Genomic DNA, 15,129 nt, shown 5'->3' with positions numbered 1-15,129 from the left:
GAATGTATTCCTGTTAGCGGCATGGCGCTCATGCCCGCGCATCTCTCGACGCTTGCCTGCGATAGTCGGACGGGGTGAATCCCGTGAAGCGCTTGAAAAAAATGCTGAACGTATGAATGGACGAGAAATACAGCTCCTCCGCGATTTGCGTCACCGGCTTATCCGAGGCGCGGAGTTCGAATTTGGCCTTGTCGAGGCAAAGGCTGCGCATGTATTCGCCGACCGGCATGCCGATCGCGCTCTTGAACTCGCGCGCGAGATGGGAGCGGCTGATCGGGATGGACCGGGCGATCGTTTCAATATCGTGATCGTAGCGGATTTCGCCGTGCAGCCGGTTCATGACCGCGATGACGGCGCTGCCGAGCGGGTTCGGGAGCGCGTCCGTCCGCTGCGCGGCGCCGTCGTGAAACAACCGCGACACGGTCACGAGCAGCTGCAGGAACAGCCCCTCCGCCATCTGAAAGCTGAGCCGGCGGCGCAGGCGCACCTCGGTCAGCAGCTGCCTGAAGATCGTTTGGACCGCGCCGTCTTCGTCCCGTACGACGCGCCCTGCGCCGAGCTGATAGAAATCCGGCTGCAGCGCCTTCATCCACTCCAGCTTGAAGCCCATATAGATGAGGCGGAACGGTCCATCCTTGCCCGCAAGTCCGTAGTGCGTCTCGCCCGGCTTGGTCAGCCACAAGTCGCCGGCTTGAATGGGATAACGCGTCTTGTCGATCTGGTACTGTCCGTGACCCTCGTCCAGATAGCACAGCTCGAAATGGTCATGGTAATGCGACGTGGTCGCCCAATTCGGCATCAGCTGCTCGCCGATATAATAGAGATTGCTCGATTGCGCGTCGAACGGCAGCTCCGCGCGATATTCAAGCTCGTTCTCGACGAGCAGCGGCAGATGCGGCGCCTGGTCGCGGTAAGGCGGCGCGTCGGCGCTCCCCGTTATCGGAGTGCTCCCTGCGCGCCTTGCATTTCCTGAGCTTCTTGCGTTCGGCAAGGTCATCCTTGTTCGGCCTCCACGTCGTTCTAGGTGCCTTCAGTATACCGTGCCGTCGTGCGGTTTGAAAGCGCAGAGAGGGTCAAAAGCTTTAAATTTCTGCTTGAATACAGCAAAGACGGCCTTCGCTTCTGCCTCTAAAATGATAATTAACGGCGCATGACCAATCGATAAGAAAGCTTGAGGTGCGAAAGGATGACGACGATGCAAAAGCAAGTGAACGCGGCTTGCCTGCCGACGCCGGAGGATGTGGCGTTCTTCGATCGGAACGGCTACTGGCTGTCCCCGGTCATTTTCTCGGAGGAAGAGCTGGCGGCGATCAAGAATCATCAAGACCGAATCTACCGCGCGGAATTCGAGACGGGGCGCGAGCCGGTCTGCAACTGGCTGGAGGGCGTGGACAATCCGCGTTCGCTGCGCAAAACCGACAACTCGCACTGGTCCGACTCCGTCCTCCGAGGCGTGGCGACGAACCCTACGATCGGGGAGATCGCGGGCAGGCTCATGCATGCGGACCAGATCCGGCTGTGGCATGATCAGCTGCTGTACAAACCGGGCAGAGGAGCGGGTCGCGAGACGGCGAACGTCGGCTGGCATCAGGATTTTGCTTACTGGCAGTGCGCGAAGGAGCCGACGCTGATTACGGCGTGGGTTGCTTTTACCGACGTCGACCTCACCAACGGCTGCATGCAGATGGTGCCGCGCAGCCATCAGTGGGGCCTGCTCAAGATGAGCGACTTCTTCGAGCAAAATATCGAGAAGCAGCAGGCGGACATGGACATTCCGGAGGACGAGCAATTCACGACGGTGCCGATCGTCATGAAAGCCGGCCAAGTCAGCTTCCACCACGCGCTGACCATTCACGGCAGCGGTCCCAATGCGACGGACGAGGCGCGCCGTTCGATGGCGGTCCACTTGATGACGGGAGCTACCCGTTATGCCCAAAGTCCGAAGGGCGACCTGCATTTTAATGCCCGTTTCATGCAGGGCCGCGACGGCGAGTTGTTCGACGGGGACGCCTTTCCGGTGCTGTACCGTGCCGCCGCCGGCGAAGGCCAATAAGTATAAAGCCGTGCAGTTTCCCGCAATCGGGGGCTGCGCGGTTTTTTAGTGCGGGTTTCGAGGTAATAATGACGTATAGGCGGGAATTGATGAAGAAACAGCGAACAGGTATTTATTTTGGGCCAAGCATCATAGTATGCTCTTAAATAAGAATGGAGGCGGGCGCATGAGAACGGTATGTTCGGCCGGAGGGCTGATCGTGAAGGACGATTCGGTGCTGCTTGTGAAGATCGCGCATGGAGCCAATAAAGATTATTGGATGCTGCCTGGCGGACTGGTAGACGAAGGCGAATCGGCGGAGCAGGCTGCCGTGCGGGAGGTTCGGGAAGAGGCGGGCATACAAGCGGAACCGCTTCGCCTGATCGGCGTCAGGACCGGGACGAAAGAAACGGAAGAAGGCCCCGAGCTCGGCATTCATTTGGTTTATGAAATGGCATGGACGGAGGGGGAGGCGGAGGCCGATCTCTCCGAGGTGACGGACGCCCGGTTCCGGCCGATCGACGAGGTGCTCGACGACGAATGGACGATTAATTTGACCAAGGAGTGTCTCCGATCCTATCTTCGGGCTGCGCCCGGTTCCGGCTTGACGAAGCTGCCAGAGCGAATCGAAACGAGAAATAAGTATATCGATTACCACTTGTATACGCTGTAGGATCGCGTTGAAGGAGCGGTCTAGTCCGTTTTCTTATTAAGTTCGGCATGGGCTGAGGGGAGCGGGGACGATGGGCGGAGAGGTTGTCGTGCTGGCGTACGATCCCGAATGGGCGAGGCAGTTCGAGCTTCTGAAAGCCTACGTGCAGCCGGCATTAAGCGATCTGGCGGTCGGCATCGAGCATGTCGGAAGCACGTCCGTGCCGGGTTTGGCGGCAAAGCCGATCGTGGATATCGATGTCACCCTGGCCGCGCCGGCGGATGTGCGAACCGCGGTCGGACGTCTTGCCGAACTCGGCTATGTGCATGAGGGTGATCTAGGCATGGCCGGGCGCGAGGCGTTCATTCCTCCTGCGGGCCTGCCCTGGCATCATCTCTACGCATACGCGGCGGATCATCCGGAATACCGCCGGCATCTATTGTTTCGGGACTATTTGCGAAGCCATCCGGAGGAGGTGCAAGCGTACGGCGAGCTCAAGAGGCGGCTGGTGGAGCGGTTTCGTCACAACCGCGCGGCCTATTCGGAAGCGAAGGGTGAATTCGTGAGCGAAAGGTTGCGGCGTGCGGGGTGGGAGGGCTAGGAGAGTGACGATCTTTGCGGTAGTTATGGTAGTTGACCGCCAACCGCTGACCGTAAACCATGATCTGGCAACCTACGTTTCCAGCCTCGTTCTTAATCGTATTGACTATTTAGGGCATGAAAAAGGGGCGTTCCGGCCAGATTTGGCTCGGGGACACCCCTTTTGTCGTTATACCGTGCCCTCAACTCGGGCCAGTTCCGCCAGAACCAGCGGCTTCACCTTCGTGCCGAGCAGTTCGATGGCATGCAGCACGTCCTTATGCGGCATCGTGCCGACGTTCACGTGCAGGAAGAAGCGCGTGATGCCCAGGTTCTTGCGCAGCAGGACGATCTTCTCCGCGACCGTCTCCGGGTCGCCGAGATAGAGCGCGCCCCGCAGGCTGCGGGCCTCGTCGTAGGTGGCGCGGGAGTAGGGCTGGCCCCAGCCGCGCTCGCTTCCGATCTTGGTCATTTGCGCCTGCGTCGGCTTGAAGAACAGCTCGGCCGTCTCTTCGGTAGAATCGCCGACAAACCCATGGGAATGGGTAGCGATGGGCAGCTTGTCCGGGTCGTGGCCGGCCTGCGCGGCCGCGCGCTTATAGAGCTCGACGAGCGGCGCGAACTTCTCCGGCATGCCGCCGATGATCGCGAAGGCGATCGGCAGTCCCAGCAGGCCCGCGCGAATCGCGGACTGCGCGTTGCCGCCGCTGGCGATCCAGACCGGAAGCGGATCCTGCACGGAGCGCGGGTAGACGCCGAGATTGTCGATGGCGGGACGGTGTCCGCCGCGCCAGCTGACTTTCTCCGAAGCGCGGATGGCGAGCAGCAGCTCGAGGTTCTCCTCGAACAGCTCGTCGTAATCTTCCAGGCTGTAGCCGAACAACGGGAAAGATTCGATGAACGATCCCCGGCCGGCCATGATCTCGGCGCGCCCGTTCGAGATGCCGTCCAAGGTGGAGAACGCCTGGTAGACGCGCACCGGATCATCGGAAGAAAGCACGGTGACGGCGCTCGTCAGCCGGATCCGCGTCGTCATGCCAGCCGCGGCAGCCAAGACGACCGCGGGCGCGGTGCCCGCATAATCGGGGCGGTGATGTTCTCCGATGCCGTAGACGTCCAAGCCGGCCTGATCGGCGACCACGATCTCTTCCACGGCCCGTCGCAGCCGTTCGGCATGGGTGATGACCGCTCCCGTCTCCGGATCCGGCGTCGTTTCCAGAAACGTGCTGATTCCAATCTCCATCGGTTTTGCCAATTCAGCCATTCTTGTTGCCCCCTTCGTTTCCTCTAGTGTACGCAATAACGGCCCGATTCTCAATTACAGGGGGCGGGAGCGGTCGAGCTGCTACGCAGAAGAGCCGCGCTGGGATAAAGAAGGGCGATTGGGGGCGCTTGCGCTCGCCGCGTAACTTCACAGTAACCCTGCGAGACAGGATTCCGCTTCAACCGCCGAGCTTGCTGCGCGATTTCGCGATAGAAACCTAACGGTTGTCAGCGGTGCTATTTCACGTAAATCGCTGCTTATAAAACTCTAACGGTTGTCACAGTTGTTATTTAGCGCATAGGCGTTGATTTAGACGGTAAAATGTCGTAATAAGCTCCCTGGCAACTGTTAGCGATAGAAAATGGGCGTTTTGAGCCGATTAGTCTTCCTCACAACCGTTAGCCGCAGCAGGGCTTGGTTACGTTCATTTCCGCAAGCCGCAGCAGGGGCTCGGTTAAATTCATTTCCGCAAGCGCTGCTCTACTGTTCGGCCATGGACAATCAGTAAACCATGGACAATCCGCGAGTGTTGTTCTTCGTTGTTCTTCGTTGTTCTCTCCGAAGAAAGCGAGCGCAGCCCGTCATTCGGGCCGCGCTCGCTTTATAGCGGGCTAGACGTGTTACGCGTGCCACCCGCCATCGGCTTAGAAATCGAAGTTGTCCGGATCCGGGCCGACGCGGCGATTCTCGTTCAGCGCATCGATTAGAGCCATGTCTTCGCTCGTCAGCTCGAAGTCGTAAATGGCGGCGTTTTCGATGATACGATGCTCTTTCGTGGACTTCGGAATGGTGACGATCCCATTCTGAATATCCCATCGAAGGATGACTTGCGCGACGGACTTGCCGTATTTGGCGCCGATCTCCCGCAGCGTCTCGTTGTCCAGCAGCTCGCCCTGCATAAGCGGGGACCAAGCTTCCAGCTGAATGCCCTGCTCCTGCGTGAAGCGCAGCAGTTCTTTCTGGCTCAGGCGGGGGTGCAGCTCCACTTGGTTGACCATCGGCTTGATCGTCGCCTCCTGCATCAGCTCTTCAAGATGATGGATGTGGAAGTTGCTGACTCCGATCGCTTTCACGCGGCCTTCCTTATAGAGCGTCTCCAGCGCGAGCCAGGTTTCTTTGAATTTGCCTTTCACGGGCCAATGAACGAGGTACAAATCCAAGCTCTCCAATCCGAGCTTGCTCAAGGAAGCTTCGTAAGCGGCAATCGTCGACTCGTAGCCTTGGTCCGCATTCCATACCTTGGACGTGACGAACAGATCCGCTCTGCGCAGTCCGTTCTCCTGCAGCGCTTCGCGGATGCCGCGGCCGACGCCTTGCTCATTGCCGTAGATGGCGGCGGTATCGATGCTGCGGTAACCGTGCTTGATGGCGGCCTTCACCGCTTCGACGAGCTCTTCGCCTTTTTGGACTTTGAATACGCCGAGGCCGAAGCTGGGCATACGTACGCCATTGTGGAGCGTAACGGTATCTTGCAAGTGATTTTTCATCGTATAAACATCCTCTCGTGTTGGCATGCCAATCGTGTTTCTGTTTGTTTGGTGTCTTCATTACTGTTTGTTGATTTAGATTTGGAATTAGAGTGTCCTTCGATTTATGCTTTCCGTAGATCGGCCTGTTAAAAGACTGCTTACGCCTTTTGAAGCCGCGCCTCGGCGTTATCCGTCACTTCAGATGGACTGTTTGCCTGACTCTCCTTGCTATCCTTGCGTTCCAACAGCTTCGCCCATGCCGTCAGCGCGACAGCTGCAGCCACCATCAAGGCGCCGATCCACGTCGTATGAATGAGGCCGATGGAATCGGTTATGAGACCGCCCAAGTAGGCGCCAAGCGCGATGCCGGCATTGAACGCGGCAATGTTGACGGCCGATGCGACGTCCTTCGCTTTCGGAGCGAACCGCTCGGCCAATAGCACGACGTAGACCTGAAGGCCGGGCACGTTCATGAAGGCGAACAAGCCCATGAAGAATATCGTGATCAGCCCGGCAATCATATACGGCGCTGTAAACGACAAGACGAGTAGGACGATGGCCTGCAGGGCAAACATATAGAGCAGCGCCTTCGCGGGGTTGCGGTTCGCCGCCTTACCTCCGATTAGATTGCCGATCGCGATGGCGATTCCATACATAAGCAGGATGAGGGCAACCGTGCTTTCCTTAAATCCCGTTACTTCGTGAAGCAGCGGGGACAGGTAGGTGAACACGACGAACGTACCGCCGTAGCCGAGCGCCGTCATCAGGAAGACGAGCAGCAGCCGGCCGTTCGTTACGAGCTTGACCTGGTCGCCGAGACGAATCCGCGCGCCCCGGCGCAGGCCGGACGGCATCAGCGTCAGGTTGGCGATGAACGCCACGACGCCGATCGCGACGATGGCGAAGAACGCCGCCCGCCAGCCGATCTGCTGGCCGATGAACGTGCCGATCGGCACCCCGGTGACCGTAGCGACGGTCAATCCGGAGAACATGATGGAAATCGCGCTCGCCCGGCGATTTTCCGGTACGAGGTCGGCTGCCAGCGTGGAGCCGATGGACATGAAGATCCCGTGCGAGAATGCCGCGATAACCCGGGCAGTGAGCAGGACGGCAATGCCGCTGGCCGTTGCCGCGAGCAGATTGCCTCCGATGAACACGACCATGATCCACAGCAGGAGCGTTTTGCGCGGGACCTGCGAGGTCAGGGACGTCAAGACCGGAGCGCCGACGGTCACGCCGAGCGCATAGAGCGTCACCGTCAATCCTGCGGCCGTGATGGATATATGCAAATCCTCTGCGATGAGCGGAAGCAGGCCGACGCTGATGAATTCCGTCGTGCCGATCGCAAAGGCGCTGATCGCCAAAGCCAATAAAGCCAACGTGCTGTTGTTTCGTGGGGCAGTCATGATTCTCCTCCTCTATAGCGTTTGTTTGCGGTGACCGGCCGGTGAATGCTATTATACGTGCTAGGGTTAATGGTGAGTAGTACGTACTTTTCCGTGCTATAGGCACTAAAAAGTAACTTTTGCACCACGCGAAGGAGGAGCGGACATGGCGGACGAAACGACCGGGAGGAAGAAGTACAATATCTCCGTGGAGGCCACGCTCGAGGTCATCGGCGGCAAGTGGAAATGCGTTATTCTCTGCCACTTGACCCATGGAAAACGGCGGACGAGCGACCTGAAGCGGCTGATGCCGAGCATTACGCAGAAGATGCTGATCCAGCAGCTTCGCGAGCTCGAAGAGGACGGCATCGTGAATCGGAACGTCTACAATCAGGTGCCGCCGAAGGTCGAGTACGAACTGAGCGATTACGGCCGCAGCCTGGAAGTCGTGCTGAATATGCTGTGCGACTGGGGCGAAAAACATATTATCAAGGAGTATGGGGATAAGGCCGCCGTTCTGGAGGATAATATTCTTAACGACTTGGGCAAAGAGCCGGTGCACGGGTAATATCGGCGGCAGGAACGAGCGTTGGCCGAGTTGTGCTGTCGCGTGCGTTTTGAGGATAGGCTTGGTCATAGGCAATTATTTATTTTCAACTCTAACAGGGGTATTCCAAGGAGCCATCAGGCTCGGGGATACCTCTTTGTCATGTATCATTCCAAGACTCGTGGGAGTTGCTCCAGGTTAAACGCGGTCGGAGGTAGGTGGCCGTCTTCAAGGGACTCGTAATGCTATCGCACAAACCTGATGGTTAATGTTGAGTGAGACTGCCAAAGATGCACCAAGGGTATAATTACGGGGCTCGGGAGGGTAGATAGGCCCGGAAAGTTGCACGAAAGGCATAAATTCAGAGCTCTAAAGGTTAGTTGAAGCTGAAAAGTTGCACGAAAGGCATAAATTCGGAGCTCAGGAGGGTAACTGGGCCTGAAAAGCTGCTCCAAAGGCATAAATTCAGAGTTCCCAAGGGCAGATAGGCCTGAAAAGTTGCGCGAAAGAAATAATTTCAGAGCACCAGAAGGCAGTTGAGGCAAAAAAGCTGCGCGAAAAGAGGAACAAAGAAACGCCGCCCGTCATACGGGCGGCGCCTTCGATTTATTGATCGGCACTTAAGGAGAAGTCGTCGAGATAGATATCGCCGACGATTCCATTCACATACAACAGTACCCGAACCTTGACCGTGCCGGCAGGAGCGATCTTCGAGCCGTGAAGGTTCTCGAAGCCGGACGTCGTCGCGTCGAAGTCCTTCAGCCATTCTTCCGACAGCTGCGCGCCGCCGGCGTCGTAGAAGACCAGCTTCGCCTGCAGTTTGCCGTCGCCGCCGGTTTTGTTCACCTGCACGTAGCCATCGAGCGTATAGGATTTGCCGGGTGCGGCCAACGCATCCTGATAGACGGAGAACCACTGCGCATCGGTCGTAAGAATACGCATCGCGGCGATGCCGGAGCGCTTCGTTTGGTCCGTCCATTGGCAGAGCCATTCTTTCTCGCAGGACCAAATGGCCGTTTTCCAGGAATCGTTATGGTCGTCGAAGCCGGGGTTAAGCAGCAGATTCCCTTGCGGTTCCTCCGGTAGCTGGATGCCTGGGCCGTAGCCTCTCACGGAGAAGTCATCGAGATGAATGACCGCGTTCAAGCCTTCGATATAGACATATACGCGCACCTTGGCCGTATTCGCCGGGGCTTCGATCGCGCCGTAGACGTTGTCGTAACCAAGTGTCGTGCCGTTGTAGACCTTCACGGTCTTATCGTCCAGGATGCTGTCGACCGCGTTCAGGAATTGCAGCCTGACCTTGACCGTCGTGCCGTTGTTCACGGAGATATTCGCATAGCTGTCCAGCATGTACGTATTCCCGGCAATCGCCGGAGCGGAAGCGGATGCGACGCCGAACCAAGCTCCGGTATCCCCGCTGATCCGCAAGGAAGCATCGCCGGATTTCTTCTCGGCCGTATCCCCCGCGCAGTATTGCGCCTGCTCGCAATTCCAGTTCGCCGGCATGCCGTCCGTCAGCGTCTCGAAGCCCGGATTGCTCAGCAAATTATCGGTCATGTTCGGACTCTCGGTGGTCGCCGTGACCGGATTGCTGGCAGGGGACAGATTGAGCGCCGCATCCTCGGCCTTCACCGTATACGAATAGCTTTGGCCTGGCCGCAGGTCTTTGTCTTGGAACGCTGTTCCCGTCGTCGTCCCGACCAACGTCGTTCCCCGATAGATCAGATAGCGGACGACGCCGATCGCGTCCGTAGAAGCGGTCCAGGAGAGATCGACCGTATTGATGCCGACCGCCCCAATCGTCAGGTTGCCCGGAGCAGCAGGTGCCGAAGCATCGGCCGCTTTCGTGCGAACCGCAAGCTTCGCTTTGTCCGATTGGTTCCCTGCTTCGTCTTTGGCCCGGACGATATACGTATACTCGGTGCCAGCCTGGAGCGCAGTGTCGCGGAACCCGTGCGCCAGTCCGCTGACCGAGCCGACGAGATCCTTATCGCGATAGATGTCGTAGCCCGTAACGGCGACGTTATCGGTGGCGGCATTCCAGGATAGGTCGATGACGTTCTCCGTTTGGAAAAGAGAAGCGAGCTGGGCCGGCGCGGACGGATCCTGTTTGTCCTTGTCCGGCTTGCCTTGCAGCGCCGCCTTGACCGCGATGTCCCGGTTGAACGCAGGAACGTTCAGCTTTAAACCCTGCGCGTTCGCGGTTACGGTCTGCTTGGCGATCGTCGTCCCCGCGTACGTATCGTAAAATTCGACCGCGTACTTGCCCGGCGTCAAGTTCGGCACAGTCAGCTGCATGCCGGCGATGCTTGTGCCGCTGCCGGCGTCGTACGTTGCCTGCGGATCGTTGATCCATAGCAGCGCCCGCGATCGGTTTTGGAACGCGCCGGCCTTTGTGCCGTTGCTCTGAGACCCGTAGTCCACGAACGGCATATTGACCAGATATTCTTCTTCCGGCTGAAGGAAGCGGGCCAGACTCTGATACTGCTTCTTATACGGCTGCGGCATGTTGAAGCCGTTCTCGAACGTCCACCATACGTTCGAACCGGCGGCACCCGAACGGAAGAGCGGCGCCCATACGCCATCATGAATATAGTTGGGGAGCTCGGCGTCCGTGCTGACGTCGTTGCCCGTCTTGCCCGCCTCGCCAATGAATATCGGACGGTTTCCGAATTCTCGAAGCCCATTCAAATTCGCTTCCCAAAGCTCGGTAATATGCGAATCCTCCGCATATAAGTGCATATTGACGGCATCGAGCGTCCGCAGACCCTGCCAGGAGGTTTGGGTAGCGTGCTGCTCGACGTGATCCTTCCAAGCGAAGCTCGTCGTCGTCGGGTGTTTGTAGAAGTCCCAGCTTTTCCAGTAGCCATCCAGCGCGGCATGCCAGCTGTCGCGAATATCGGCCGGCGTGTCCACGCGGTTATCGGATTCGTTCCAATACTCCAGCATTCCGAGGGATGTGCTGTAGCCCCAACGCGCGAATACATAGCGCAGCAGCTGCTTCTGATAGGCAATCGCATCCGGATTGTACCAGAAATCCGTATCGTTCTCCTTCCACTGGGAAGTGCCGCCGTTGTCGCTGTTGTAGGCGTGGTAAGCCCAGTCGTACCAGAAGTCGCCGAAGCTGTTCAGCGTCAGCATGACGTACAGGCCGTTCGCCCGGGCCGTCTCCATCAAGGCATCCATGCGGGCCATATTGTCCAGGTTGTAATTGCCGATGCCTTTATACGTCATCGTAATGCCGTTCTGCGTCGTGGAGGCCGGGCCGTATTCCGGGGAATAATTCGACCACCAGGCCGTCAGCCAGACGCGGATCAGGTTCATGTCCGCTGCTTTATATTCGGGCATGGCCGCCAGCGTTTCGGCCGGAGTGCCCCAAGCGTAATTCGTGCCGAGGAGCGTGATTTGCTTCCCGAAGCTGTCGACGAAGCGATCGCCCGATACGCCCATGAAGCCGCGGCCGGCATCGGGCTTCTTGGCGTCGAACTTCAGCTTATCGGAACGCGATACGCCGCTTGCGTCCTTGACCGTAAGGACGAGCTCATGCTTGCCCTGCTGGCGCGGCGAATAGCGAACCGTCCAGTTCGGCGAGGAATCGGAAGCGTAGAATGCCGGCACGACCTCAACCTGGCCGGAAGGCGTCGTGATCTCCGCCTCGGCGTCCACGATGTCCGGATCGAACGGATTGCTGTACGCCGTTTCCAAGTTGAAATTGACTTCCACCTTGCCGTACTGCGCGGGCTTGGCCGTGTTCAGCGTCACGTTCTTAATCGGCGTACCTTGCCCCGGTTTGGCGGAAGCGCTTACAGATTCGGCCTGCGCGGCGCCGCTGCCGACCGCCGTAAGCAGCAGGCTCAAGACCAGCGCCAAACACACCTGCTTCCAATGCATCGTTCGTTTCTTCATTAATCGATACCTCCCGCGATAGTGTTGCATGTGAGGCCGCTGCGGATTCTAAGAGGCGCCTTTCCTGTCCTCTTCCTCATTTTGCGTTGGCCGGGAGGCGCCAACAACCATAGAGAGTAGTGATTATAGCCCTACAACGGCAATGACCTGGGTTTATTCCAAGTCATGCGAGAGGGCTTCAAGCGGCGTGCCGAATTTAATCCTCAGCCGATACTGGAGTCGTGAGGTTACATCGGCCTTTTTTATGGATGCATTTGCGCAGCTAGTGGCGGAAGTTCCGAAGAAGGCTGAAGGAGCATCGGCAGCAGTCGTTGTTCAGTGCTCGCGGTCTTCTTGCAGGTCCTCGCGAGCGTATCGCGGACATGCTATGATGAGGAATATCGGAAATTGGAAAAAGAGGAGCGAGTACGTATGTACAATGTAACAAGCATGAAGATTTTAAAACCCGCGGCGGACGTATTCGAGGCATTCGTCGATCCCGAGCGTATCGGAAACTTCTGGTTCTCTTCCAGCACGGCGCGGTGGGAGGCGGGGAAGACGATCGGACTGCGTTACGTCGAGTATAACGCCGAATTGGAGATCCATGTGCTGGAGATCGAAGCGAACTCGGCCATCGTGTACCGCTGGGGCGGGGAGGACAATGTCGTAACGATGAAATTTCGCGCGGTCGATCCGGACACGACGATTGTAGAGGTGACCGAGTCCGGGTTTCGCGAAGACGACCCGAAGCTAATGGCCAAGATGCTCGACAACAAAGAGGGCTGGGTATTCATGCTGACCTGCTTGAAAGGGTACTTGGAGTTTGGGGTTAGCGGGCTTCGGGGCGGGCTTGTGCATGGCTAGGCCGATGCATGGCTAAATAAAGAAAAGGAATGCCGCGCCATGAGGATGAGCGCGGCATTCCTTTTAAGCATGGTCGATATTAAGCGCCACCCACTCTTTCGGCGTCGGCACGAAATCCAGCCTGCGGTGCCGGCCCGCCACCCGCGCGGCGAACGCCAGCTCGTTGCCGTCCGGGTCGTTGAAGTACAGCGACGCCACCGTTCCGCCTTAATCATGCTCATCGCTCTCTTCCATGGCAGGATGCGGCGCGGCGAGCGCCAAGGTGAAGCGATAGCCGTACGCGCTGAAATGCAGCGTATCGCTCATGTTCTTGTCGCCCGAGGTCGAATAAGGAATGCCCTGCCGGCCGAGGGCCGACCGAACGTCCTCCATGTAAGCCATGCCGGCCGCGCCGAAGACGACGTGCAGGTTCGGCGGCAGCGCCTGCAAGGCGATCGGAATCCAGCGGCGCTTCGTGGAAGTCGCGATGACGTGGGCCGTGCCTCCGATCACGAAATTGAACGTATCCGACTCGTCTCTCGTCTGCAGCCCGAGCGTGCGCTTGAGCCATTCCCGAAACGAGACGACGTCGTCGGCAGGCATTCCGGCTTCGCGGAGGTAGAGAATCCGGAGCGGGCCGAATGGCTGAACGACGTCGCTCCGAATGTACGAATGGGCGATCAGCTCGAGCAAATTCCCGTCTCCGTCGCGAAAGTAAACGCTCCGCCCGTTCTCGAATGTCGTTTCCTCTTGGCCGTCGGGCCACTGCAACAGCGGGATCCCCCTTTGCCGGAGGAAGCGCACGCTGTCGTCGAACGCGGAGTAGGGCACCTCGAAGGCGAAATGCGCCGGCGACAGCGGCAGAGCCGCCTCCTCGAAGGTCAGCGTGCAGCGCTCCGTCAGCCGATAACGAATCGTATCGTCCGATTCGTCGATGGCCTGAAGCCCGAGCATCCCCCCATAAAACTGTTTAACGCCCTGAATGGATACGGTCTTCAACCGTAAATCGGCGAAATGGGTAATCATCCGGTTCGCCGCCCCTTTAACCGGCGTCCGCCACGGCAGGCTTCCCTTGTCCGCGGACCAGCTGGGCGAGCGCGAGGAACGAGCCGAGCACGCGGTGGATGCGGTCGTCGATTTCCTGCCCGACCTCGTAGGCATCCTGCGACGCGGATTCGAACCATTTGCGCTGCGAGCCGCCGATCGACAGCCATTCCGGCGAATTGATGCCATGCAGGTTGCGGATGACGGCTTGCAGCTGCTGCAGCGAGCTGACGCCGACCGCGCCGCCGGCGGAGCTGACGGACAGCACCGGCTTGCCGCCGAAATGCTCCTGTCCGAGATGGTCGATCGCGTTCTTCAGCACGCCGCTCATGCTGCCGTGATATTCCGGCGAGGAGAGCACGATGGCGTCGGCTTCGCGCAGCAGGCGCTTCAGCTGGGCGAGTCCTTCGTGGCTGTCATGGGATTCATCCGGCGAGTAGAAGGGAAGCGGGGTACGGTACAGGTCGAACAGCACGGCCGAATGCCCTTTCTGCTCCGCGATGCGCACCAAATATTCCGTGAGCTGCGTGCTCGTGGCCGACTTGCGGTTGCTGCCAGCGATCATGACGATTTTCATGAGCATTCATCCTTTCGAATTGGGAAATGGCGTTGCTTTCCATAAATTCATCTTACGGCACAGGGCGGCAGCGACGCGTCGGCGGGAAGGATGAGGCGCAACGAAAAAACGTCCAGCCTTTTGGCTGAACGCGGCTGCAACTTTAGTCGTAGAGAATCGCGGTTAATCGCCGAATCCTTGTTTGACGGCATAGATGGCGGCTTGCGTCCGATCGGTCAAGCCGAGCTTGTCGAGCAGATGGCTGACATGGGTTTTGACCGTTTTCTCGGTAATGAAGAGCGCCTCGCCGATCTCCTTATTGCTCCGTCCGCGCGCGATGAGCCGGAGCACCTCCATCTCCTTGGGAGTCAGCTGTCCGTAAGACCCCTCCGCCGGCGAGCCGACGGCAGCGCCTGCAACCGGTTGCGCTTCCGGCGAGGCGACCAGGCTCATCAGCAGCCCCGCCGCCTCCGAATGCAGCTCGACCTTGCCGTCATGCACCCGTTTGATCGCCATCACGAGCTCCTCGGGTCCGATATCCTTGAGCAGATAGCCTCTCGCGCCGGCCCGAATGGCGGGCAGCACGTGATCCTGATCAGAGAACGACGTCAGGACGATGACCTTGACCTCCGGATAAGCCAGCTTGAGCCGCTTCGTCGTCTCGATGCCGTTCAATACGGGCATGTTCAAATCCATGAGGACGACGTCCGGCCGAAGCGCTTCGGCCCGTTCGATCGTCTCCTCGCCGTTCGCGGCTTCCCCGACCAGCTCGATATCCGGCTGGGTCGCCAGAAACACCTGCAGCCCTCTGCGGACCATCGCGTGGTCGTCGGCCAGCAGCAATCTAATTGCCATGGACGATCACCTCCT

General features: G+C 58.6%; 14 protein-coding genes. 5 read left to right on the top strand and 9 right to left on the bottom strand.

Annotation, left to right across the window (positions count from 1 at the left end; all coding sequences use genetic code 11):
* Positions 1-28 precede the first annotated feature (28 nt).
* Positions 29-997, bottom strand: coding sequence for a helix-turn-helix domain-containing protein (locus tag GT003_RS17890; RefSeq protein WP_161700271.1), 969 nt, complete (start codon positions 995-997; stop codon positions 29-31).
* 189 nt (positions 998-1,186) lie between these two features.
* Here GT003_RS17890 and GT003_RS17885 point away from each other — a divergent pair, with 189 nt between their 5' ends.
* The 3 genes from GT003_RS17885 to GT003_RS17875 all read left to right on the top strand — a co-directional run bounded on the left by GT003_RS17885 (position 1,187) and on the right by GT003_RS17875 (position 3,285).
* Positions 1,187-2,053, top strand: a complete 867-nt coding sequence (locus GT003_RS17885) for a phytanoyl-CoA dioxygenase family protein (RefSeq protein WP_161700269.1) — start codon at positions 1,187-1,189, stop codon at positions 2,051-2,053.
* A gap of 166 nt (positions 2,054-2,219) precedes the next feature.
* A complete protein-coding gene (locus GT003_RS17880) occupies positions 2,220-2,705 on the top strand; it encodes an NUDIX domain-containing protein (protein ID WP_161700267.1) in 486 nt (161 codons plus the stop codon).
* 70 nt (positions 2,706-2,775) lie between these two features.
* Positions 2,776-3,285, top strand: coding sequence for a GrpB family protein (locus GT003_RS17875; protein ID WP_161700265.1), 510 nt, complete (start codon positions 2,776-2,778; stop codon positions 3,283-3,285).
* A 168-nt stretch (positions 3,286-3,453) separates the two neighbouring features.
* On the opposite strand, the gene GT003_RS17870 is transcribed toward GT003_RS17875, so the two are convergent.
* From GT003_RS17870 to GT003_RS17860, 3 genes are all read right to left on the bottom strand, one after another.
* A complete protein-coding gene (locus GT003_RS17870; protein WP_239565959.1) occupies positions 3,454-4,527 on the bottom strand; it encodes an LLM class flavin-dependent oxidoreductase in 1,074 nt (357 codons plus the stop codon).
* 644 nt (positions 4,528-5,171) lie between these two features.
* Complete coding sequence (locus tag GT003_RS17865) at positions 5,172-6,014, bottom strand: aldo/keto reductase (RefSeq protein WP_161700263.1); 843 nt, start codon at positions 6,012-6,014, stop codon at positions 5,172-5,174.
* Positions 6,015-6,154: 140 nt separating this feature from the next.
* Complete coding sequence (locus GT003_RS17860; protein ID WP_161700261.1) at positions 6,155-7,402, bottom strand: MFS transporter; 1,248 nt, start codon at positions 7,400-7,402, stop codon at positions 6,155-6,157.
* Between the two features lie 145 nt (positions 7,403-7,547).
* Between GT003_RS17860 and GT003_RS17855 the strand changes: the two genes are divergently transcribed.
* Positions 7,548-7,949, top strand: coding sequence for a winged helix-turn-helix transcriptional regulator (locus GT003_RS17855; RefSeq protein ID WP_161700259.1), 402 nt, complete (start codon positions 7,548-7,550; stop codon positions 7,947-7,949).
* Positions 7,950-8,534: 585 nt separating this feature from the next.
* Here the strand turns inward: GT003_RS17855 and GT003_RS17850 are convergent.
* Entirely contained in the window at positions 8,535-11,837 is a 3,303-nt protein-coding gene (locus tag GT003_RS17850) for a DUF5060 domain-containing protein (protein WP_161700257.1), read from the bottom strand.
* A 411-nt stretch (positions 11,838-12,248) separates the two neighbouring features.
* Here GT003_RS17850 and GT003_RS17845 point away from each other — a divergent pair, with 411 nt between their 5' ends.
* Complete coding sequence (locus GT003_RS17845; protein WP_161700256.1) at positions 12,249-12,680, top strand: SRPBCC family protein; 432 nt, start codon at positions 12,249-12,251, stop codon at positions 12,678-12,680.
* 63 nt (positions 12,681-12,743) lie between these two features.
* Here the strand turns inward: GT003_RS17845 and GT003_RS32865 are convergent, their stop codons facing one another.
* The 4 genes from GT003_RS32865 to GT003_RS17830 all read right to left on the bottom strand — a co-directional run bounded on the left by GT003_RS32865 (position 12,744) and on the right by GT003_RS17830 (position 15,114).
* Entirely contained in the window at positions 12,744-12,878 is a 135-nt protein-coding gene (locus GT003_RS32865) for a hypothetical protein (RefSeq protein ID WP_275589178.1), read from the bottom strand.
* A 9-nt stretch (positions 12,879-12,887) separates the two neighbouring features.
* On the bottom strand, positions 12,888-13,685 hold the full coding sequence (locus tag GT003_RS17840) for a VOC family protein (RefSeq protein WP_161700254.1): 798 nt from the start codon (positions 13,683-13,685) through the stop codon (positions 12,888-12,890).
* 16 nt (positions 13,686-13,701) lie between these two features.
* Positions 13,702-14,280, bottom strand: a complete 579-nt coding sequence (locus GT003_RS17835; RefSeq protein WP_161700252.1) for an NADPH-dependent FMN reductase — start codon at positions 14,278-14,280, stop codon at positions 13,702-13,704.
* 162 nt (positions 14,281-14,442) lie between these two features.
* Positions 14,443-15,114: a response regulator gene (locus tag GT003_RS17830; RefSeq protein ID WP_161700250.1), complete on the bottom strand. Its 672-nt coding sequence runs from the start codon at positions 15,112-15,114 to the stop codon at positions 14,443-14,445.
* Positions 15,115-15,129 lie beyond the last annotated feature (15 nt).

Origin of the sequence: Paenibacillus sacheonensis (genome assembly GCF_009909195.1) — a bacterium.
Taxonomy (GTDB): Bacteria; Bacillota; Bacilli; order Paenibacillales; family Paenibacillaceae; genus Paenibacillus_Z; species Paenibacillus_Z sacheonensis.
The sequence above is the reverse complement of the archived record's forward strand: the minus strand, read 5'-3'. Positions and strand labels throughout refer to the sequence as shown.

What these genes read in the sequence shown, in the direction of transcription:
- GT003_RS17890 (WP_161700271.1), bottom strand. Translation starts at nt 997, where the DNA reads ATGACCTTGCCGAACGCAAGAAGCTCAGGAAATGCAAGGCGCGCAGGG.
- GT003_RS17860 (WP_161700261.1), bottom strand. Translation starts at nt 7,402, where the DNA reads ATGACTGCCCCACGAAACAACAGCACGTTGGCTTTATTGGCTTTGGCG.
- GT003_RS17885 (WP_161700269.1), top strand. Translation starts at nt 1,187, where the DNA reads ATGACGACGATGCAAAAGCAAGTGAACGCGGCTTGCCTGCCGACGCCG.
- GT003_RS17855 (WP_161700259.1), top strand. Translation starts at nt 7,548, where the DNA reads ATGGCGGACGAAACGACCGGGAGGAAGAAGTACAATATCTCCGTGGAG.
- GT003_RS17865 (WP_161700263.1), bottom strand. Translation starts at nt 6,014, where the DNA reads ATGAAAAATCACTTGCAAGATACCGTTACGCTCCACAATGGCGTACGT.
- GT003_RS17875 (WP_161700265.1), top strand. Translation starts at nt 2,776, where the DNA reads ATGGGCGGAGAGGTTGTCGTGCTGGCGTACGATCCCGAATGGGCGAGG.
- GT003_RS17845 (WP_161700256.1), top strand. Translation starts at nt 12,249, where the DNA reads ATGTACAATGTAACAAGCATGAAGATTTTAAAACCCGCGGCGGACGTA.
- GT003_RS17850 (WP_161700257.1), bottom strand. Translation starts at nt 11,837, where the DNA reads ATGAAGAAACGAACGATGCATTGGAAGCAGGTGTGTTTGGCGCTGGTC.
- GT003_RS17835 (WP_161700252.1), bottom strand. Translation starts at nt 14,280, where the DNA reads ATGAAAATCGTCATGATCGCTGGCAGCAACCGCAAGTCGGCCACGAGC.
- GT003_RS17830 (WP_161700250.1), bottom strand. Translation starts at nt 15,114, where the DNA reads ATGGCAATTAGATTGCTGCTGGCCGACGACCACGCGATGGTCCGCAGA.
- GT003_RS17870 (WP_239565959.1), bottom strand. Translation starts at nt 4,527, where the DNA reads ATGGCTGAATTGGCAAAACCGATGGAGATTGGAATCAGCACGTTTCTG.
- GT003_RS17840 (WP_161700254.1), bottom strand. Translation starts at nt 13,685, where the DNA reads ATGATTACCCATTTCGCCGATTTACGGTTGAAGACCGTATCCATTCAG.
- GT003_RS17880 (WP_161700267.1), top strand. Translation starts at nt 2,220, where the DNA reads ATGAGAACGGTATGTTCGGCCGGAGGGCTGATCGTGAAGGACGATTCG.